The 19,369-nt window shown below is 56.1% G+C and carries 20 protein-coding genes and 1 tRNA gene; 19 read left to right on the top strand and 2 right to left on the bottom strand.

All coding sequences use genetic code 11. The features are described 5' to 3' along the window. The first annotated feature begins 69 nt into the window (after positions 1 to 69). The 7 genes from HGHM_RS09890 (at position 70) to HGHM_RS09860 (ending at position 8,103) form a co-directional block, all read left to right on the top strand. Positions 70 to 1,794 (top strand): acetolactate synthase 3 catalytic subunit, encoded by a 1,725-nt coding sequence (locus HGHM_RS09890; protein ID WP_019141368.1) that lies wholly within the window; start codon positions 70 to 72, stop codon positions 1,792 to 1,794. Further along, a complete protein-coding gene (gene ilvN, locus HGHM_RS22915) occupies positions 1,795 to 2,286 on the top strand; it encodes an acetolactate synthase small subunit (protein ID WP_019141367.1) in 492 nt (163 codons plus the stop codon). A gap of 33 nt (positions 2,287 to 2,319) precedes the next feature. Next, a complete protein-coding gene (gene ilvC / locus HGHM_RS09880; RefSeq protein WP_019141366.1) occupies positions 2,320 to 3,336 on the top strand; it encodes a ketol-acid reductoisomerase in 1,017 nt (338 codons plus the stop codon). 257 nt (positions 3,337 to 3,593) lie between these two features. Beyond that, positions 3,594 to 4,313: an SIMPL domain-containing protein gene (locus HGHM_RS09875; protein ID WP_019141365.1), complete on the top strand. Its 720-nt coding sequence runs from the start codon at positions 3,594 to 3,596 to the stop codon at positions 4,311 to 4,313. A 284-nt stretch (positions 4,314 to 4,597) separates the two neighbouring features. Then, positions 4,598 to 5,242, top strand: coding sequence for a phosphatidylserine decarboxylase (locus HGHM_RS09870; RefSeq protein ID WP_026075877.1), 645 nt, complete (start codon positions 4,598 to 4,600; stop codon positions 5,240 to 5,242). Between the two features lie 42 nt (positions 5,243 to 5,284). Further along, on the top strand, positions 5,285 to 6,160 hold the full coding sequence (pssA, locus tag HGHM_RS09865; RefSeq protein WP_019141363.1) for a CDP-diacylglycerol--serine O-phosphatidyltransferase: 876 nt from the start codon (positions 5,285 to 5,287) through the stop codon (positions 6,158 to 6,160). Positions 6,161 to 6,564: 404 nt separating this feature from the next. Beyond that, positions 6,565 to 8,103 carry a 2-isopropylmalate synthase gene (locus tag HGHM_RS09860; RefSeq protein WP_019141362.1) on the top strand — a complete coding sequence of 513 codons (1,539 nt, stop codon included), beginning with the start codon at positions 6,565 to 6,567 and terminating at the stop codon, positions 8,101 to 8,103. A gap of 94 nt (positions 8,104 to 8,197) precedes the next feature. Here the strand turns inward: HGHM_RS09860 and HGHM_RS09855 are convergent, their stop codons facing one another. After that, entirely contained in the window at positions 8,198 to 8,677 is a 480-nt protein-coding gene (locus HGHM_RS09855; protein WP_019141361.1) for an Hsp20/alpha crystallin family protein, read from the bottom strand. 119 nt (positions 8,678 to 8,796) lie between these two features. After that, entirely contained in the window at positions 8,797 to 9,300 is a 504-nt protein-coding gene (locus HGHM_RS09850; protein WP_245549199.1) for a hypothetical protein, read from the bottom strand. Positions 9,301 to 9,465: 165 nt separating this feature from the next. Here HGHM_RS09850 and rpsO point away from each other — a divergent pair, with 165 nt between their 5' ends. The 12 genes from rpsO (at position 9,466) to nuoF (ending at position 19,356) form a co-directional block, all read left to right on the top strand. Beyond that, on the top strand, positions 9,466 to 9,735 hold the full coding sequence (gene rpsO, locus HGHM_RS09845; RefSeq protein WP_019141359.1) for a 30S ribosomal protein S15: 270 nt from the start codon (positions 9,466 to 9,468) through the stop codon (positions 9,733 to 9,735). 188 nt (positions 9,736 to 9,923) lie between these two features. Continuing rightward, on the top strand, positions 9,924 to 12,053 hold the full coding sequence (pnp, locus tag HGHM_RS09840; RefSeq protein ID WP_019141358.1) for a polyribonucleotide nucleotidyltransferase: 2,130 nt from the start codon (positions 9,924 to 9,926) through the stop codon (positions 12,051 to 12,053). 169 nt (positions 12,054 to 12,222) lie between these two features. Next, positions 12,223 to 13,203: an NAD(P)H-quinone oxidoreductase gene (locus tag HGHM_RS09835; protein ID WP_026075875.1), complete on the top strand. Its 981-nt coding sequence runs from the start codon at positions 12,223 to 12,225 to the stop codon at positions 13,201 to 13,203. Between the two features lie 126 nt (positions 13,204 to 13,329). After that, positions 13,330 to 14,082 (top strand): triose-phosphate isomerase, encoded by a 753-nt coding sequence (tpiA, locus tag HGHM_RS09830; protein ID WP_019141356.1) that lies wholly within the window; start codon positions 13,330 to 13,332, stop codon positions 14,080 to 14,082. Between the two features lie 42 nt (positions 14,083 to 14,124). Then, positions 14,125 to 14,562, top strand: a complete 438-nt coding sequence (gene secG / locus HGHM_RS22640) for a preprotein translocase subunit SecG (RefSeq protein WP_075111709.1) — start codon at positions 14,125 to 14,127, stop codon at positions 14,560 to 14,562. Positions 14,563 to 14,643: 81 nt separating this feature from the next. Beyond that, positions 14,644 to 14,728 (top strand) — tRNA-Leu (locus tag HGHM_RS09820). A gap of 112 nt (positions 14,729 to 14,840) precedes the next feature. Then, positions 14,841 to 15,200: an NADH-quinone oxidoreductase subunit A gene (locus HGHM_RS09815; RefSeq protein ID WP_019141354.1), complete on the top strand. Its 360-nt coding sequence runs from the start codon at positions 14,841 to 14,843 to the stop codon at positions 15,198 to 15,200. 3 nt (positions 15,201 to 15,203) lie between these two features. Then, positions 15,204 to 15,680 carry a NuoB/complex I 20 kDa subunit family protein gene (locus HGHM_RS09810; protein ID WP_019141353.1) on the top strand — a complete coding sequence of 159 codons (477 nt, stop codon included), beginning with the start codon at positions 15,204 to 15,206 and terminating at the stop codon, positions 15,678 to 15,680. A gap of 20 nt (positions 15,681 to 15,700) precedes the next feature. Then, positions 15,701 to 16,297, top strand: coding sequence for an NADH-quinone oxidoreductase subunit C (locus HGHM_RS09805; RefSeq protein WP_019141352.1), 597 nt, complete (start codon positions 15,701 to 15,703; stop codon positions 16,295 to 16,297). Then, positions 16,297 to 17,550, top strand: coding sequence for an NADH-quinone oxidoreductase subunit D (locus HGHM_RS09800; RefSeq protein ID WP_019141351.1), 1,254 nt, complete (start codon positions 16,297 to 16,299; stop codon positions 17,548 to 17,550). The genes HGHM_RS09805 and HGHM_RS09800 overlap by 1 nt, the downstream gene beginning before the upstream one ends. Positions 17,551 to 17,584: 34 nt before the next feature. After that, positions 17,585 to 18,064, top strand: a complete 480-nt coding sequence (gene nuoE, locus HGHM_RS09795) for an NADH-quinone oxidoreductase subunit NuoE (protein WP_019141350.1) — start codon at positions 17,585 to 17,587, stop codon at positions 18,062 to 18,064. Further along, positions 18,061 to 19,356 carry an NADH-quinone oxidoreductase subunit NuoF gene (gene nuoF / locus HGHM_RS09790; RefSeq protein WP_019141349.1) on the top strand — a complete coding sequence of 432 codons (1,296 nt, stop codon included), beginning with the start codon at positions 18,061 to 18,063 and terminating at the stop codon, positions 19,354 to 19,356. The genes nuoE and nuoF overlap by 4 nt, the downstream gene beginning before the upstream one ends. Positions 19,357 to 19,369 lie beyond the last annotated feature (13 nt).

The following is a 19,369-nucleotide window of genomic DNA, read 5'->3' as shown; positions in this document are numbered from 1 at the left end:
TTGTTCCGCGCGGTTTCGCAAGGAGAGGGCATCCGATCAATTTCCTATGGACCTTGAAAGGAACTTAGCATGAGTATCGAATTGACAGGCGCGGATATAGTCGTGCGCTGCCTGGCCGAGGAAGGTGTCGAGCATGTATTCGGTTATCCCGGCGGAGCAGTGCTCTACATCTACGACGCAATCTTCAATCAGAACAAATTCCAGCATATCCTGGTGCGCCACGAACAGGCGGCGATCCACGCGGCTGATGCCTATTCGCGCAGCTCGCAGAAGGTCGGCGTTGCCATCGTGACCTCCGGGCCTGGTGTGACCAATGCGGTCACCGGACTGGCGACGGCGTACATGGACTCGATCCCGATGGTGGTCATCTCGGGGCAGGTACCGTCGCATGCCATCGGGCAGGACGCGTTCCAGGAGTGCGATACGGTGGGCATTACACGGCCCTGTGTCAAGCACAACTTCCTCGTCAAGGATGTCAAGGATCTGGCAGAGACGATGAAGAAAGCCTTCTACATTGCCAAAACCGGCCGTCCGGGCCCGGTCCTGGTCGACATCCCGAAAGACATCACGGTTCAGAAATGCGCATTCGAATATCCGAAGGAAATCGAGATGCGCTCCTACAAACCAGTCGACAAGGGGCATGCCGGCCAGATCCGCAAGGCAGTGCAACTGCTGATGAGCGCCGAGCGCCCGATGATCTATACCGGTGGTGGCGCGATCTTGGCCGATGCGGCGCCCGAATTGAACAAGCTGGTCGACAGGCTGGGCTTCCCCTGCACCAATACCTTGATGGGCTTGGGCGGGTACAAGGCTTCGAGTGATAAATTCGTCGGCATGCCGGGCATGCATGGCACCTACGAAGCGAACATGGCGATGCAGCACTCGGACGTCCTGATCGCCATCGGTGCCCGCTTTGACGACCGCGTAATCGGCAATCCCAAGCACTTTGCCACCCATCCGCGCAAGATCATCCACATCGACATCGATCCTTCCTCGATTTCCAAGCGCGTGAAGGTGGATATCCCCATCGTCGGGAACGTGAAGGATGTGCTGCAGGAGCTGCTGGCCCAACTCGATGCCGCCGAAGCGGCAGGCTCCAGGCCGAATGCAACTGCGCTGACGCAGTGGTGGAAGCAGATCAACGAGTGGCGCGGCCGCGAATGCCTGAAATATCCGACTTCGAAGGAAGTCATTAAGCCGCAGTCGGTTGTCGAAAAGCTGTGGGAGGTCACGAAAGGCGATGCCTTCATTACTTCCGATGTGGGGCAGCACCAGATGTGGGCTGCGCAATACTACCGCTTCGACAAGCCGCGCCGCTGGATCAATTCCGGCGGGCTGGGCACCATGGGTGTCGGCCTGCCCTATGCAATGGGCGTGCAGATGGCCAATCCGGGCGCGACGGTTGCCTGCATCACCGGGGAAGCGTCGATCCAGATGTGCATCCAGGAGCTGGGGACTTGCAAGCAGTATCACCTGACACCAAAGATCATCCTGCTGAACAATCGCTTCCTCGGCATGGTGCGCCAGTGGCAGCAAATCGACTATGGCTCGCGCTACTCGGAGTCGTACATGGACTCCCTGCCGGACTTCAACAAGCTGGTGGAATCCTACGGCCACGTCGGCATGAAAATCGAAAAGCCGAATGATGTGGAAGGCGCATTGAAGGAGGCGTTCTCAATGAAGGATCGGCTCGTGTTCATGAACTTCATTACGGATCAAACCGAGAATGTCTGGCCGATGGTGAAGGCGGGCAAAGGCTTGACTGAAATGCTCCTGGGTTCGGAGGATCTGTAAATGCGACACATCATCTCCGTTCTTCTCGAAAACGAGCCGGGCGCCCTGTCGCGCGTGGTGGGTTTATTCTCTGCGCGCGGTTACAATATTGAAACTCTGACTGTCGCGCCGACAGAAGATGCGACCCTCTCGCGCATGACCATCGTCACCAGCGGTTCGGATGATGTGATCGAACAGATCACCAAGCACTTGAACCGCCTGATCGAAGTGGTGAAGGTAGTGGACCTGACCGAAGGTGCGCATATCGAGCGCGAACTCATGCTCATCAAGGTCCGGGCCGTCGGCAAGGAGCGCGAAGAAATGAAACGTACGGCGGATATTTTCCGCGGGCGCATCATCGACGTCACCGAGAAGACTTACACGATCGAACTGACAGGCAACAAAGGGAAGCTCGACGCGTTTATCGAATCGATTGACCGTACTGCCATTCTGGAAACCGTTCGTACTGGTGGCTCCGGCATCGGTCGTGGCGAGCGCATTCTCAAGGTTTGATTTAGCACGCACAACAACTTGTTAGGAAATTAGATGAAAGTTTTTTACGACAAAGACTGTGACCTGTCCCTGATCAAGGGTAAGAACATCACCATCATCGGTTACGGTTCCCAAGGCCATGCCCATGCACAAAACCTGAACGATTCCGGTTGCAAGGTAACCGTCGGCCTGCGCAAGGGCGGCGCTTCCTGGGAAAAGGCCAAGAATGCCGGTCTCAATGTTGCAGAAGTCAACGAGGCTGTGAAGTCCGCCGACGTCATCATGATCCTGCTGCCGGATGAGAACATCGCCCAGGTCTACAACGAAAACGTCGCTCCATACGCGAAGCAGGGTGCAGTCCTTGCATTTGCCCATGGCTTCAACGTTCACTACGGCCAAGTCATTCCGCGTGCCGACCTCGACGTCATCATGATTGCGCCGAAGGCTCCAGGCCATACCGTGCGCAGCACCTACACCCAGGGTGGCGGCGTGCCGCATCTGGTTGCGGTGTACCAGGACAAATCCGGCAGTGCCCGCGACATCGCCCTGTCCTATGCAATGGCCAACGGCGGCGGCCGTGCAGGCATCATCGAAACCAACTTCCGTGAAGAGACCGAAACCGACTTGTTCGGCGAGCAGGCTGTCCTGTGCGGCGGCACGGTGGAACTGATCAAGGCAGGTTTCGAGACCCTGGTTGAAGCCGGCTATGCGCCGGAAATGGCTTACTTCGAGTGCCTGCATGAGCTGAAGCTGATCGTCGACCTGATTTATGAGGGCGGCATCGCCAACATGAATTACTCGATCTCGAACAACGCAGAATACGGCGAATATGTGACCGGCCCGCGTATCGTGACCGAGGAAACCAAAGACGCAATGCGCAAGTGCCTGAAGGACATCCAGACTGGCGAATATGCAAAGAGCTTCATTCTGGAAAACAAGGCTGGCGCGCCGACCCTGATTTCCCGTCGCCGCCTGACATCCGAACATCAGATCGAGCAAGTCGGTGAAAAACTGCGTGCGATGATGCCTTGGATCAAGAAAAACAAGCTGGTTGATCAATCGAAAAACTAAGCCCGGATTGAGATGGCGTCATGCAGGTGCCGATTGCAAACGGCGCCTGTGCTCGTTCGAAAGCTGTGCGCGGGCACGGCTTTTTTATCGGCCTCGTGCCTTGGACAAAGAGCGAGCTGGTTAATCAATCCGAGAATTAAGTTTCTGAAATTTCGAGATGACTCGAATCTCGGCCGCAATTTAAATGGGGCAACACTATGTGTGCCCCATTTTTTTCATGGGAGAAAACTATGGCGTGCTGGAACAAACATCTTCTTATGCTCGTACTGGCTGCGGCGGGATGGAATGCCTGTGCGCAAGCGCCGGTGCAGACCGCCGGCACCCTGGTGATCGTTCCTGCTTACGCTGAGGTCAAATACCCGAATGACGAAGCGCACGTCACGTTCATGATCGAAGAACAGGACAAGGACAAGTCGGTAGCAGCGTCGCGCGTCAATCAGAAAATGAAAGAAGGTATCGACATCATCAGGCGCGAAGATCCGCAAGCCACCCTGAGGACGAGAGGGTACTACACCTATCCGGTTTACCCGGACGACCAGCCCCGCGTCAGCAATAGGCCACGCCAGCCGTCAGCCTGGCGGGTCGGCCACTATCTCGAAATGACGACGACGAATTTGACCGGCTTGTCGAGGACGGCTGCGTCTGCGCAGCGTGTCCTGGCGCTTAACGGGCTGTATTTCAGCTTGACCGAGCCAACCAGCAGGAAGCTTGATGCGAAGCGGATCGAGGCGGCCTATGCGAACCTTGGTGAACGCGTTGCGGCGATAGCGAAAGCAATGGGTCGCAATCCGTCGGACGCGGTACTGGAGATGGTGGATCTGGAGGCTTCGGGTGCCTATGCGCCGCAACAGGATATTCAGGCACCGAAGGCGATGCGGTCTGCTGCAATGGAGGCAGCCCCCGTCGAAGAACCGAGCTTCGAGCCGGGAGAGGCGACGCTGGGCATGCGTATTGTCGGGAAGCTTAGGTTCAGATGAACGTTTCCGGCTCGCGCTCCTCTGACCAATAAGTGACTTGGTTCACATACACTACTCCGCGACCTGTCAGCCTTTGACAGGAAGAGCGGGGCGAGTTTGGCAGGTGGTGCCTGATATGGCAGAGATCAGGTACGACAGCGTAGTCTGGGTGTGAATGCGGCCAGAGCGTAAATAAAAAATGGAGATGTTCCGTTTGTCTCGGTGAAGCCGGCCTTGCTCCGGGGGTTACATTTGGCGACCGCTCGTCTAGAATAGGCTCGCTTTGACTTTCTTGACGCATTGGAATGACGTTTAACCAATATCCGCATCCCTTTATTGTCCGCGAGGGATGGCCGTTCCTGGCGGCTGCCGTAGCTGTTGCGGCCATGGCAAGTTATCTATTCGGTGCATGGTCGATTCTGTTTTGGATTATTGCGCTATTCATCCTGCAGTTCTTCCGCGATCCTGTGCGAAATGTTCCGCAAAAAGCCAATGCGGTGCTATCCCCGGCCGACGGGCGAGTTGTGGTGGTCGAGAAAGTCCAGGACCCTTATGCCAGGCGCGAGGCGCTCAAGATCAGCGTCTTCATGAATGTGTTCAATGTGCAGTCAAGCCGCGCACCGGTCGATGGAAAGATTGAAAGCGTTCAGTATTTTCCCGGCAAATCTGCCAATGCCGTTCCCGGCACGACCGCGCATGAAGCTGAGCGCAACGCGATGACTATTACCGCGCCAAATGGGCAGATAGTGACATGCGTGCAGATTGCGGGCTTGATAGCGAGGCGCATGCTTTGTTATGTGAAGGCGAGCGAGATTTTGACTCGCGGGCAGCGTTACGGCTTTCTCCGCTTCGGGTCCCGCGTTGATGTCTATTTACCATTGTCCGCCCGGCCAAAGGTAATGGTTGGCGACAAGGTATCGGCGACCGAAACTATTTTGGCGGAATTCTGATTTTCCTCCCTGTATATATCACCAGAATGAAATGGGAAACGCATGGCAACTTTCCACCGTCGTAAGGCAAAAAGCAAACTAGGTCCGATCGCCAAAGTGATGCGGAAAAACAAGCAGATGGCGCAACCTCCTCGTTTGGACGAGGGCGATGAGTTCAACCATCCGAAACCGCGCGGGCGGGGCATTTACTTGCTGCCTAACGCCTTTACCACCGCAAATCTTTTCTGCGGATTCTTTGCCATTGTGATGGCGATGAACCTGAAGTTCGATTTTGCCGCGGTCGGTATTTTTGCAGCAATGGTATTGGACAGCATTGATGGACGGGTGGCGCGCCTGACCAACACCCAGAGCGAGTTCGGCGCTCAATACGACAGCCTGTCTGACATGCTGTCATTCGGTGCCGCGCCTGCGCTGGTTGTTTATGAATGGTCCTTGCGCGGCTTGGGCAAGCTTGGATGGCTCGCCGCTTTCGTGTATTGCGCGGGCGCTGCTCTGCGCCTGGCGCGCTTCAATACCAATATCACTGTCGTTGACAAGCGGTATTTCCAAGGCTTGCCAAGTCCGGCTGCAGCGGCGCTGGTGGCAGGTTTCGTCTGGCTGATGGATGATCTCGGATTCGCCGGCCCGGAGCTCAGCTGGTTCTCATGGACGATTACGCTTTATGCGGGTCTGACGATGGTTACCAACATTCCTTTTTACAGCTTCAAGGATGTGAATTTCCGCAAATCTGTGCCATTCATTGCCGCGCTCGTAATTGTCCTTATTTTCGTCCTGATAGCGGGCGATCCACCGAAAGTGCTTTTCGGCATGTTCGTGCTCTATGGTCTGTCTGGCTATGTGGTTTATTTCTGGCGTTTGTTCAAGGGCAAGCCTGTCAGCATTGTTCAGATGGAGACTGAACCGGCAGACGAAAAATAGGACTCCTTTCTTGAGTGGCCTAATCGCGCGGATGTGCTCCGTGAGTCTCCGCGCCTGCCGCTCAAGCTAATTGATCGCCGTGCTAGCGAAAGAGGCGCGGCAATTCGAAAGCTGGCCTGATATTGTTGCTTGCCCTTTCTGCAAACGTTTCACTGCAGGACGTTGCACTTTTCCCGAATTGCGCTTATAGTTTTTCAATGCTTCCCCAAACCTGCATCCCTGCAATCTCTTCATTTGGCAGCCTGCTGCTAGGCCTGCTGCTATCGCTTTTCCTAGTGCGCTAAGCGCGCTAAATCCCCTATCCCCCAATTCGCGCAGTTTTTGCGCTCCTGCCGGCAAAGGTGGGGGCGGGCGAATAATCATTTAAAGATGAGCGTTTACCGAAACTTCCCAAGGAGCACAGCATGGCCGACAAATTGATAATCTTCGATACTACCTTGAGGGATGGCGAACAGTCCCCGGGCGCTTCCATGACCAAGGATGAAAAGATCCGCATCGCCAGGCAGCTGGAGCGACTGAAGGTGGATGTCATCGAAGCCGGTTTTGCGGCGGCCTCTCCAGGAGATTTCGAGTCGATCAGGGCGATCGCAGGCATCATCAAGGATTCGACGGTTTGTTCGCTCTCTCGGGCCAACGATCGCGATATTTCCCGTGCCGCAGAAGCGCTTGCGCCGGCAGCCAGAAAGCGCATCCATACTTTCATTGCCACGTCGCCGCTTCACATGGAAAAGAAGTTGCGGATGACGCCGGATCAGGTATATGAACAGGCCAAATTGGCGGTTCGCTTTGCCCGCCAGTTCACGGATGACGTCGAGTTCAGTCCGGAAGACGGCAGCCGCTCGGATATGGATTTCTTGTGCCGGGTCATCGAAGCGGTGATTGCAGAAGGTGCGCGCACCATCAATTTTGCCGACACCGTCGGCTATGGAATTCCCGAGTTGTACGGCAACATGATCAAGACCCTGCGCGAGCGGATTCCCAATTCAGACAAGGCAGTCTGGTCAGTGCATTGTCATAACGATCTCGGCATGGCCGTCGCGAATTCCCTGGCTGGCATCGTCATCGGAGGCGCGCGTCAGGTGGAATGCACGATCAACGGTTTGGGCGAGCGTGCGGGCAACACGGCGCTGGAAGAAGTTGTCATGGCCATCAAGACCCGCAAGGATTACTTCAACCTCGATCTTTCCATCGATACGACACAAATCGTACCGGCTTCGAAGCTGGTATCCCAGATCACGGGCTTTGCAGTACAGCCGAACAAGGCCGTGGTCGGCGCCAATGCGTTTGCGCATGCTTCCGGCATTCACCAGGACGGCGTGCTGAAGGCGCGCGACACTTACGAAATCATGCGTGCCGAGGATGTAGGCTGGACTGCCAACAAGATCGTGCTTGGCAAGCTCTCCGGCCGCAATGCATTCAAGCAGCGCCTTGAAGAACTCGGTATCGAACTCGAGTCCGAGGCGGAGGTCAATGCCGCCTTTGCCCGCTTCAAGGAGCTTGCCGACCGCAAGGCAGAGATTTTTGATGAAGACATTATTGCCCTGGTGTCGGATGAGCAGCAGTCGCACGACAATGAATTTTTCCGTTTCGTGTCGCTGTCGCAGCATTCGGAAACCGGGGAGAAGCCGCGCGCCAAGGTGGTGTTTTCAATGGGCGGCAAGGAACTGGTTTGCGAAGGGCAGGGCAACGGTCCCGTCGACGCTACCGTGAACGCGATCGAGTCGCAGGCGGCCAGCGGCGCAGAGTTGCTGCTGTTCTCGGTGAATGCGATCACCACGGGGACGCAATCGCAGGGCGAGGTGACGATGCGCCTGTCGAAGGCAGGAAGGATCGTCAACGGTGTCGGCTCCGACCTCGATATCGTGGTCGCTTCCGCCAAGGCCTATCTGTCCGCGTTGAACAAGTTGCATTCCAAGGCAGAGCGGCTCAATCCGCAGTTGTAAGGGAAAAAGCCTGCCTCCCTCGCGGAAGGCAAGACAGGTCCCGGCGAAAAAGAAAAAAGCGCCTGTGTGAACAGGCGCTTTTTTTATTGGCCGATCACTGAACCGTGATCATTTTCGCTTGTGCAGCGGCTTTCTTCGGCAAGGTCAGTATCAGGATGCCGTTTTCCAGCTTCGCTTGCGCATTTGCATCATCGACTTCAGTTGGAAGCGTAAAGCTGCGGGAAAACTTCCTTACCGTGCGTTCGGCGTAGACGACGTTTTCGCCTTCCTTTTTTTCTTCCTCGCGCTTGACTTCCGCCTCGATCGATACTTGATGTTCATGGACGGAAACCTTCACGTTTTCCTTGGAAACGCCAGGCAGTTCCGCTTCCACCAGATATGCTTGTTCATTCTCGACGACATTCAGCCGGGGAACCGAGACACCATCCTGCTCGCTGCGACCCGCGGAAGAAATCCCGTACGGGGAGAAGAATTCTTCCAGCATGTTATTCATCAGGCGTTCAATGGGCGCATCGAAACTAGCGGGACGGAAACCGGCAGCAAGCGGAATACGGTTGCGTAAAACGAGATTCATGATGTACTCCTTTCTCAAATATTCCTTCGTCTTATGAAGAGTAAAGAGCCTGCGCTCTGCTGGTTCCTATATAGGAAGTCCGAAAACAATTTCAAGAGCCGGTTCGCAAGGAGCAGCTTTTACCGGAGCATCATGCGGAAAGGCCAGCGGGTATCCGGGTCGCGTCGCAGGTCGGGGCCGTTCTGCATTTTGCGCACAATGCCCGCCCTGTCGAATTCGACGTGCATGATGGAATCCCATACGCCATTTTCTTTGTATGGATAAGACCAGACCTCAAGGTCTTGCCGTGGCAGATAGGAAGTGTCGCTCGGTGCGCCCACCGTATGCAGCACATCGGTTTTGGTTGCCTCGCCGATCTTGAGGCTGCTAAATTTTTGGGGAGTTAGAACTTGCTCATAAGAAATTAGCCGCCCGTCTGCACCTATTCTTGCCATGTAGGTGTACTGTCCCCAAGGGCCCTGCATGTATTCAAGCAAATGGTCATTCCCGTCCTGATAACGATGGGTTGGCTGTCCCAGCTTGTTGACGACTTCGGCTTCAGATGCTCCAAGGGAGGGGGAAGTTACGCAGCCACTCATGATTGTCGAGAATGCAATTGCCGTCGCGAAAAATAGAGCTCTCACTAGTTTCTCCTGAAGCATTTATCTTCGAAAAGCGCTTAAGTGTTTGAAACGGCAGGGCATTTCCTATATACTGCGCGTCTTGGTCAATTTGACCAAATTTTCTTATTGTTTATTCACGGTGAACGGGGTTGCGACTCTGAGCACCGCATGTGAAAGGTTCTACTTATGTCAGTCGAAAGCATCAACAAGGCCGCCATCATTGCGGACAACGCGCGTAGCCAGAACGACACGGGTTCCCCGGAAGTGCAGGTTGCATTGCTGACCGCCCGTATCAATGAACTCAACAACCATTTCAAGGCTCACACCAAGGATCACCACTCCCGTCGTGGCCTGATCAAAATGGTTAATCGCCGCAAGAGCCTGCTTTCCTATCTCAAGGGCAAAGACGCAAACCGTTATCGCTCCCTGATTGAAAAGCTCGGCCTGCGCAAGTAATCCGGTTGCAGCATTCTTGGCCAGGTTTATAGTGGAAATGCCTGTATCAGTTAGCTGATGCAGGCATTTTGCCATTTTGCAGTTTGTGATTCGAAAGTAAAAGGTGACAAGTCATACGTGGCTTTCATCCGTGGTGAGGTGAACGACAGCGCCTGAAAATCTGTCGGCAAAAATAGAAAGGAAACACCGTGTTCAATAAAGTTACCAAGACCTTCCAGTACGGCCAGCACCAAGTCACGATGGAGACCGGCGAGATTGCACGCCAGGCTTCGGGCGCCGTGCTTGTCTCGGTTGAAGACACCGTCGTGCTGGCAACAGTCGTGGCGAAGAAGGACGTCAAGCCGGGTCAGGATTTTTTCCCGCTGACCGTTGATTATGTCGAGAAGAGCTATGCAGCCGGCCGCATCCCGGGTGGCTTCTTTAAGCGGGAAGGCCGTCCCTCTGAAAAAGAGACGCTGACCTCGCGGCTGATCGACCGCCCGATTCGTCCACTGTTCCCCGAGGGTTATCTGAACGAAGTGCAGGTCATCGTCCATGTCCTGTCCGTCAATCCCGAAATCGACCCCGACATTGCATCGATGATTGCGTCGTCCGCCGCGATCTGCGTCGCCGGCATCCCGTTCAATGGCCCGCTGGGTGCGGCCCGCGTCGGTTACGTCGACGGCCAGTATGTGTTGAACCCCACCGTGTCTCAGCTCGCCAAGTCCGAGATGGACCTGGTCGTGGCTGGTACCGAGCAGGCAGTATTGATGGTGGAATCGGAAGCCAACCAGTTGTCGGAAGAAGTCATGCTTGGCGCAGTCGTATTCGGCCATGAGCAAATGAAAGCGGTGATCGATGCGATCCATGAGCTCGTGCGCGACGGCGGCAAGCCAGAAGTGGAATGGAAGCCGGCACCGAAGAATGAAGCGCTGATTGCCCGCGTAACTCAGCTTGCCGAAGCCAAGCTGCGCGACGCCTATCAAACCAAGGACAAGCAGGCACGTACAGCCAAGCTGAATACCGTTGCTGCAGAAGTCAATGCCGCCCTGGCAGACGAGGCTGCTGCAGCCGGCGCCGCCGCTCCGGATACGGCTGAAGTGGGCAGCATCCTGTTTGACCTGGAAGCCAAAATCGTGCGCTCGCAAATCCTCGACGGTGAGCCGCGAATCGATGGCCGCGACACCCGTACGGTGCGCCCGATTTCGATCCGCAACAGCGTGCTGCCACGCACCCACGGATCCGCACTGTTCACCCGCGGCGAAACCCAGGCACTCGTGGTTGCCACTCTCGGTACTGCACGCGACGAACAAAAGATCGATGCGCTGATGGGTGAGTATTCCGACCGCTTCATGCTCCACTACAACATGCCTCCGTTCGCCACGGGCGAAACCGGCCGTGTAGGCTCGCCGAAGCGTCGCGAAATCGGCCATGGCCGCCTCGCCAAGCGCGCACTGCAGGCAGCATTGCCAGCCCCGGAAGAGTTCAGCTATTCCGTGCGCCTCGTGTCCGAAATTACCGAGTCGAACGGCTCGTCTTCGATGGCATCCGTCTGCGGCGGCTGCCTGGCCTTGATGGATGCCGGCGTGCCGATGAAGGCGCATGTCGCGGGTATCGCGATGGGCCTGATCAAGGAAGGCAGCAAGTTCGCAGTGCTGACCGACATCCTGGGTGATGAGGATCATCTCGGCGACATGGACTTCAAAGTGGCCGGCACCGCCAATGGCATCACTGCGCTGCAGATGGACATCAAGATCCAGGGCATCACCAAGGAAATCATGCAGGTTGCATTAGCCCAGGCGAAGGAAGGCCGCATGCACATCCTCGCCAAGATGCAGGAAGCCATGCCGCACGGTAAAACCGAGCTGTCCAACTTTGCACCACGCTTGATCACCATCAAGATCAACCCGGAGAAAATCCGTGACGTGATCGGCAAGGGTGGTGCCGTGATCCGTGCCCTTACCGAAGAGACGGGTACGCAGATCGACATCACGGACGAGGGCATCGTGACGATTGCATCGGTCGACGCTGCCGCTGGTCAGGAAGCCAAGCGCCGCATCGAAGAACTGACGGCATCCGTGGAAGTCGGCAAGGTCTACGACGGTGTCGTGCTCAAGCTGCTGGATTTCGGTGCGATCGTACAGGTGATTCCGGGCAAGGATGGCTTGCTGCATATCAGCCAGATCGCCAATGAACGCGTCAACGCCGTGTCGGATTATCTGAAGGAAGGCCAGCAGGTGCGCGTCAAGGTTCTGGAGACTGACGACCGTGGCCGTCTGAAGCTGTCGATGAAGGCAGTTGCAGCGGAAGAGGCGGGCGAGGCCGCAACGCAGCAGTAAAGGAAAGACACGATCGGCTTCGGCAGGCGTTCTTGCGAAGCCATTCGTGAGCCGCTTGGGCAAGTGCTCAGGCGGCTTTTTATTTTCCTGCAGGAAGTGATGAGCCAACTCACAATCGGACCGGTTTCCGTGGCGTACAATGAATTTTTTTCCATTCGATGGGATGACGATGCGCGCCATAGAAATTACCCAACCGGGACCTCCCGATGTGCTGCAGTTGTGCGAAAGGCCGCTCCCCGTCCTTAAGGCGGGAGAAGTTTTGATCAAGGTGCATGCCGCAGGTATCAACCGCCCTGACGTGATCCAGCGCACCGGGCATTATCCGGTTCCTCCCGGTGCATCCGATATCCCGGGGCTTGAAGTTGCGGGCGAGATTGTCGACGGCGACTTGTCCGGAAGCGGTTTCAGCAATGGCGATATGGTATGTGCACTGGTGCAGGGTGGCGGCTATGCTGAATACTGCGCTGCGCCCGTGAAACAATGCCTTCCGATTCCCAAAGGCCTGAGTGCAATCGAGGCGGCGTCCTTGCCCGAAACTTTCTTTACCGTCTGGAGCAATGTGTTCGATCGAGCCAGGCTATCCGGGGATGAGACCTTGCTGGTGCAGGGTGGCAGTTCCGGCATCGGAGTAACCGCGATCCAGGTCGCCTCTGCCCTGGGCCACTGCGTATTCGCCACTGCAGGCTCCGATGAAAAATGCCGGGCATGCGAGGCGCTTGGCGCAGAGCGTGCCATCAATTACCGAACAGAGGATTTTGTCGAGGTGATCAAGTCCCAAACGAATGGGAAGGGCGTCGATGTCATTCTCGACATGGTGAGCGGGAATTATGTCGCGCGCGAACTGGAGTGCCTGGCGGATGATGGCCGGCTTGTCATCATTGCGCTGCTTGGCGGGTCGAAGGCGAACATCGATACAGGTCAGATCCTGAGACGACGCCTGACGATCACGGGATCGACGCTGCGTCCGCGCCCGGTAGAATTCAAGGCGGCGATTGCGGTTCAACTGCATCAGCGCGTATGGCCGCTGCTGGAGTCCCGCAAGATCAGGCCAGTCATCTTCAAAACCTTTCGTCTGGAAGAAGCGGCCGAAGCACACAGGCTGATGGAAAGCAGCACCCATGTTGGCAAGATCGTGCTCACGCTTCAATAGCGCTGTCTGCAGCGGCAGGTATCGACGGCTCCACTACTAACAGCTTTCTGTCACGCCTGCTCGTCTTGGTTTGACCTCAGCGAGTGCGCTGAGCTAAAATGAACGGTTGTTAAATTTCGAGACCATATGCGCCGCAAACTGATTGCCGGAAACTGGAAAATGAATGGCAGCCTCGCTGCAAATGCCGCTTTGTTGAATGGAATCAAGGCGGAATTGGCGGGACAGTCTGTCGCGTGCGGTGTCGCAGTGTGCGCTCCAGCACCTTATTTGGCGCAGTGTCAATCCGAGTTGTCCGGCACGACGGTGAACTGGGGGGCGCAGGACCTGTCAGTGCATGAGTCCGGTGCTTACACCGGTGAGGTTTCGGGGGCAATGCTGCGTGATTTCGGATGTGTTTATGTGATCGTAGGGCATTCCGAACGTCGTACTTATCATGCGGAGAGCGAGCAGCTCGTTGCGCAGAAAACCGTACGCGCGTTGCAGTGCGGCCTGACGCCGATCGTTTGCGTGGGCGAATCGCTGTCTGAGCGAGAGGCCGGTCAAACTGATGTCGTCATCGGGCGGCAGATCGGTGCAGTTTTGGCAGCAATTGAGTCGGCGGACCTTGCAAAAATCGTCATCGCGTACGAGCCGGTCTGGGCGATTGGTACCGGAAAGACGGCGACTCCCGAGATGGCGCAACAGGTTCACCAGGCTTTGCGAGTAAGGCTACGCGAAAAAAATTCGCAGGCCGCGGCACTCGTGCAGATTTTGTATGGTGGCAGCATGAAGCCGGACAATGCGAAGGACTTGCTCGCAATGCCGGATATCGATGGGGGTCTGATAGGCGGTGCATCGCTGAAGGCTGAAGATTTTCTTGCTATCGTGCGAGCCGCGTAAGCAGGATGTATTAAGAGATTTACCGAGATTGGATATTACGGAATGAACACATTGTTCACCCTTATCGTTGTGATTCAGGTGTTGGCGGCACTGACCATTGTTGGACTTGTCCTGCTTCAGCATGGCAAAGGCGCTGACATGGGCGCTGCCTTCGGTTCTGGCGCTTCAGGCAGCCTTTTCGGCGCGAGTGGATCGTCTAACTTTTTGTCAAAGTCAACCGCTGTCGCTGCTGCCATCTTCTTTGCGGCCACCTTGGCGCTGGCATTTATTGGAAACAAGCATTCCACCGCAGGTGGTGGTGTAATGGAAAATCTGCCCGTGCAGACGCCGAATGCACCCGCTGTTCCCTCTTCCGCAGCGCCTGCAGGGGTGGGTTCATCCGCTCCGGCAAATGGTCCTGAGAATACTGCAGGAGCGCCTTCTGCTTCCGCTGGTTCTTCTGAGGGTGGTGCGGGTCAGGTCAATCAGATTCCGAAGTAAGTTGTATTGAATTTTTGTCTTGATTCAATGCAATAGTGCATTGAATAAAGTTTCGAAAACAGAGTAAAATATACGTCTTTAGCCGACGTGGTGAAATTGGTAGACACGCTATCTTGAGGGGGTAGTGGCGAAAGCTGTGCGAGTTCGAGTCTCGCCGTCGGCACCAACAGAGCAAAGCCAGCAAGGCGGATGCCTGAGCTGGCTTTTTGTCGAAGATGCCGATTGATTTTCAAGGCACTTGAAAATCAATCGGATCATCAATACATCAGTAGCAGACCGTGAACCTCGAAAATTACTTCCCCATTCTTCTCTTTATCCTTGTGGGCATTGGCGTTGGAGTGGTGCCGCAAGTGCTCGGTCGCGTGCTTGGTCCGCATAAGCCTGATGCGGCAAAGCTTTCCCCTTATGAATGTGGCTTCGAGGCTTTTGAAGACGCGCGCATGAAGTTCGACGTGCGTTACTACCTCGTGGCGATCCTGTTTATTTTGTTCGATCTAGAGACTGCGTTCTTCTTCCCGTGGGGTGTCGCCATGCGCGACCTCGGCTGGCAGGGTTTCCTGACGATGCTGGTCTTCATCGCTGAATTTGTCGTCGGATTCTGGTACATCTGGAAACGAGGCGCTCTGGATTGGGAGTGAGTCATGGCAATTGATGGTGTGTTGAGCGAAGGTTTTGTTACCACAACCGCAGACAAGCTGATTAACTGGACCCGCACGGGTTCAATGTGGCCAATGACGTTCGGATTGGCCTGCTGCGCGGTCGAGATGATGCACGCCGGTGCATCGCGTTATGACCTTGACCGTTTCGGCGTTATTTTCCGTCCGTCCCCGCGTCAGTCGGATGTCATGATCGTCGCTGGTACCTTGTGCAACAAGATGGCACCTGCCTTGCGCAAGGTGTATGACCAGATGGCGGAGCCGCGCTGGGTGATCTCCATGGGCACCTGTGCCAATGGCGGTGGCTATTACCATTATTCCTATTCGGTGGTGCGCGGCTGTGACCGCATCGTGCCGGTCGATGTTTATGTACCTGGCTGCCCGCCGACTGCAGAGGCCCTGCTGTACGGGGTGATGCAGCTGCAGAATAAGATCAAGCGTACCAACACGATTGCACGCTAAGCGAGCGGCCGATTAAGAACATGACGACGAAACTGGAAGCCCTCGAAAACGCCTTGCGCAATGCGCTAGGCGAGCAGATTCAAAGCCTGACGAATGCACTTGGTGAAATCACCGTGGTGGTAAAAGCGGCGGATTATCTGTCCGCGATGCGCACCTTGCGTGATCATGCCGATTTGCGCTTCGAGCAGTTGATTGATCTGTGCGGTATCGACTACTCCACGTACAGTGACGGTGCATGGGACGGCCCGCGTTTTGCGGTCGTGTCGCACCTGCTGTCGGTGACCCATAACTGGCGCGTGCGGGTAAGGGTGTTCGCCCCGGACGATGATATGCCTATCGTGCCGTCGGTGATCGACGTCTGGTCCTCTTCCAACTGGTACGAGCGCGAAGCCTTCGATCTGTTCGGCATCCTGTTCGAGGGCCACAACGACTTGCGTCGCATTCTCACTGATTACGGCTTCATCGGCCACCCCTTCAGAAAAGACTTCCCCGTCTCCGGCTACGTTGAAATGCGTTATGACCCTGAGCAGAGGCGCGTGATTTACCAGCCCGTCACCATTGAGCCGCGGGAAATCATTCCGCGCGTCATTCGTGAAGAAAAGTACGGGATGAAATAATGGCTGAAATCAAGAATTACACATTGAACTTTGGTCCGCAGCACCCTGCGGCGCACGGCGTGCTGCGCTTAGTGCTTGAGCTCGACGGCGAAGTCATTCAGCGCGCCGACCCGCATATCGGCCTGCTGCACCGTGCAACCGAGAAGCTGGCTGAGACGAGAACCTATCTGCAGTCCGTGCCGTACATGGATCGTCTCGACTATGTGTCGATGATGTGCAACGAGCATGCGTACGTGATGGCCATCGAGAAGCTGCTCGGCATCGAAGTGCCGCTGCGTGCGCAATACATCCGCGTGATGTTCGATGAAATTACGCGACTGCTGAATCACCTGCTTTGGATCGGTGCGCACGCCCTGGACGTGGGCGCAATGGCAGTTTTCCTGTACGCCTTCCGCGAGCGCGAAGATCTGATGGACTGCTATGAAGCGGTATCGGGTGCTCGCATGCATGCAGCGTATTATCGTCCCGGTGGTGTGTACCGCGATCTTCCGGACACCATGCCGCAATACAAGGCATCGCTGGTGCGCAATGAAAACGCGATAGCGCAACTCAACGAGAACCGGCAGGGGTCCTTGCTCGACTTCATCGAAGATTTCACCAACCGCTTCCCGGGTTACGTCGACGAATACGAAACACTGCTGACCGATAACCGTATCTGGAAGCAGCGCTTGGTCGGCATTGGCGTTGTCTCACCCGAGCGTGCACTGGCGATGGGCTTTACGGGCCCGATGCTGCGCGGCTCCGGCATCGCATGGGACTTGCGCAAGAAGCAGCCGTATGAAGTGTACGATTTGCTCGACTTCGATATTCCGGTCGGCGTCAATGGCGACTGTTACGACCGCTATCTGGTGCGCGTGGAAGAGATGCGCCAGTCGAACCGTATCATCAAGCAGTGCATAGAGTGGCTGCGCAACAATCCTGGTCCGGTGATCACGGACAACCACAAGGTGGCGCCGCCGTCCCGGGTGAGCATGAAATCCAACATGGAAGAGCTGATCCACCATTTCAAGCTCTTCAGCGAGGGTATGCATGTTCCGACCGGAGAGGCTTACGCAGCCGTCGAACATCCGAAAGGCGAATTCGGCATCTACCTGGTATCGGATAGCGCCAACAAGCCGTACCGACTGAAGATCCGCGCGCCGGGCTTCCCGCACCTCCAGGGCCTCGATGAGATGGCCAAGGGCCACATGATTGCCGACGCAGTAACCATCATCGGAACGCAAGATATTGTGTTTGGTGAGATTGACCGATAACCGCGCTAACCAACGCGCACGAATGGCAAACAATATGCTGTTAAGTCAAGAAGCGTACAGAAAAATCGATCGCGAACTCACGAAATTCCCGGCCGACCAGAAACAGTCAGCCGTGATGGCGGCGCTTGCGATCGCACAGGACGAGAAGGGCTGGCTTTCTCCCGAAGTAATGCAGGATGTCGCCGACTACCTTGGCATGGCAGCGATCGCCGTGCAGGAAGTCGCGACGTTCTACAACATGTTCAACACCAAGCCGGTCGGCAAGTACAAGATATCGGTCTGCACCAATTTGCCGTGCGCGCTGTCCGGCGGCGACAGGGCGGGCGAATACCTGAAGCAGAAACTTGGAATCGATTACAAGGAAACGACCCCCGACGGCCAGTTCACCCTGATCGAAGGTGAGTGCATGGGCGCCTGCGGCGATGCGCCGGTCATGCTGGTGAACAACAAGCGCATGTGCAGTTTCATGTCGAATGACAAACTCGATGCGCTGCTGGAGGAATTGAAGAAATGACGAGCCTGCATAATCGTCACATCAATCCCCTGATCCTCGCGGGGTTGGATGGCAACAATTGGCATCTTGCCGACTATGTGAAGCGCGGTGGCTATGAGGCGCTCAAGCGCATCCTGACCGAGAAGATTCCGCCGGAGCAGGTGATTGCCGAACTGAAGACTTCGTCGCTGCGCGGACGTGGCGGTGCCGGCTTTCCGACCGGCCTGAAATGGAGCTTCATGCCACGCCAGTTCCCGGGCCAGAAATACCTCGTCTGCAATACCGATGAAGGCGAGCCTGGCACTTTCAAGGACCGCGACATCATTCGCTACAATCCGCATGCCCTGATCGAAGGGATGGCGATTGGCGCTTATGCGATGGGCATCACCGTCGGCTACAACTACATCCACGGCGAAATCTGGGCGGAATACGAGCGCTTCGAGCAAGCCATCGAAGAGGCGCGAGCCGCAGGCTTCCTTGGTGACAGGATCATGGGCAGCGACTTCAGCTTCCAGCTGCATGCCTTTCACGGGCATGGGGCCTATATCTGCGGAGAGGAAACCGCACTGCTGGAATCGCTTGAAGGCAAGAAAGGCCAGCCGCGCTTCAAGCCGCCTTTCCCGGCCAGCTTCGGCTTGTACGGCAAGCCGACCACGATCAACAACACCGAAACCTTTGCGGCCGTGCCTTTCATCATGCGCATGGGCGGAGAAGCATATGCCGCGCTGGGCAAGCCGAACAACGGCGGCACCAAGATCTTCTCGATGTCAGGCGACATCGAAAGGCCGGGCAATTATGAAGTGCCGGTAGGTACGCCATTCGCGAAGCTGCTGGAACTAGCCGGTGGCATGCGCGGCGGGAAGAAAATCAAGGCCGTCATTCCCGGCGGTTCGTCTGCGCCCGTGCTGCCCGGCGACCTCATGATGTCGCTCGACATGGACTACGATTCGATCGCGAAAGCCGGCTCGATGCTGGGCTCGGGAGCGGTCATCGTGATGGATGAAACCAGGTGCATGGTGCGTTCGCTGTTGCGGCTTTCCTATTTTTATTACGAGGAATCCTGCGGTCAGTGTACGCCATGCCGCGAAGGCACAGGCTGGATGTACCGGATGGTGCATCGCATTGAGCACGGTCAAGGCCGTCCGGAGGACCTCGATCTGTTGAATTCGATTGCGGACAATATCCAGGGGCGCACCATTTGCGCACTTGGCGATGCGGCTGCGATGCCGGTGCGCGCGATGATCAAGAATTTCCGCGACGAGTTTGAATATCACATCGAACACAAGCGATGCCTGGTGCCGGCTTATCTGTAAGTCGCACCTGTCA

Origin of the sequence: Noviherbaspirillum massiliense JC206 (assembly GCF_000312045.1) — a bacterium.
In the GTDB taxonomy this organism is placed as follows: Bacteria; Pseudomonadota; Gammaproteobacteria; order Burkholderiales; family Burkholderiaceae_D; genus Noviherbaspirillum; species Noviherbaspirillum massiliense.
This window is presented reverse-complemented; position numbering and strand designations above follow the sequence as displayed.

Coding starts and splice junctions, on each gene's coding strand:
- HGHM_RS09835 (WP_026075875.1), top strand. CDS start 12,223: ATGCGCGCCATAGAAATTACCCAACCGGGACCTCCCGATGTGCTGCAG.
- HGHM_RS09805 (WP_019141352.1), top strand. CDS start 15,701: ATGACGACGAAACTGGAAGCCCTCGAAAACGCCTTGCGCAATGCGCTA.
- ilvC (WP_019141366.1), top strand. CDS start 2,320: ATGAAAGTTTTTTACGACAAAGACTGTGACCTGTCCCTGATCAAGGGT.
- HGHM_RS09875 (WP_019141365.1), top strand. CDS start 3,594: ATGCTCGTACTGGCTGCGGCGGGATGGAATGCCTGTGCGCAAGCGCCG.
- secG (WP_075111709.1), top strand. CDS start 14,125: ATGAACACATTGTTCACCCTTATCGTTGTGATTCAGGTGTTGGCGGCA.
- HGHM_RS09890 (WP_019141368.1), top strand. CDS start 70: ATGAGTATCGAATTGACAGGCGCGGATATAGTCGTGCGCTGCCTGGCC.
- nuoE (WP_019141350.1), top strand. CDS start 17,585: ATGCTGTTAAGTCAAGAAGCGTACAGAAAAATCGATCGCGAACTCACG.
- HGHM_RS09855 (WP_019141361.1), bottom strand. CDS start 8,677: ATGAATCTCGTTTTACGCAACCGTATTCCGCTTGCTGCCGGTTTCCGT.
- HGHM_RS09800 (WP_019141351.1), top strand. CDS start 16,297: ATGGCTGAAATCAAGAATTACACATTGAACTTTGGTCCGCAGCACCCT.
- HGHM_RS09860 (WP_019141362.1), top strand. CDS start 6,565: ATGGCCGACAAATTGATAATCTTCGATACTACCTTGAGGGATGGCGAA.
- pssA (WP_019141363.1), top strand. CDS start 5,285: ATGGCAACTTTCCACCGTCGTAAGGCAAAAAGCAAACTAGGTCCGATC.
- ilvN (WP_019141367.1), top strand. CDS start 1,795: ATGCGACACATCATCTCCGTTCTTCTCGAAAACGAGCCGGGCGCCCTG.
- HGHM_RS09810 (WP_019141353.1), top strand. CDS start 15,204: ATGGCAATTGATGGTGTGTTGAGCGAAGGTTTTGTTACCACAACCGCA.
- tpiA (WP_019141356.1), top strand. CDS start 13,330: ATGCGCCGCAAACTGATTGCCGGAAACTGGAAAATGAATGGCAGCCTC.
- rpsO (WP_019141359.1), top strand. CDS start 9,466: ATGTCAGTCGAAAGCATCAACAAGGCCGCCATCATTGCGGACAACGCG.
- HGHM_RS09870 (WP_026075877.1), top strand. CDS start 4,598: ATGACGTTTAACCAATATCCGCATCCCTTTATTGTCCGCGAGGGATGG.
- nuoF (WP_019141349.1), top strand. CDS start 18,061: ATGACGAGCCTGCATAATCGTCACATCAATCCCCTGATCCTCGCGGGG.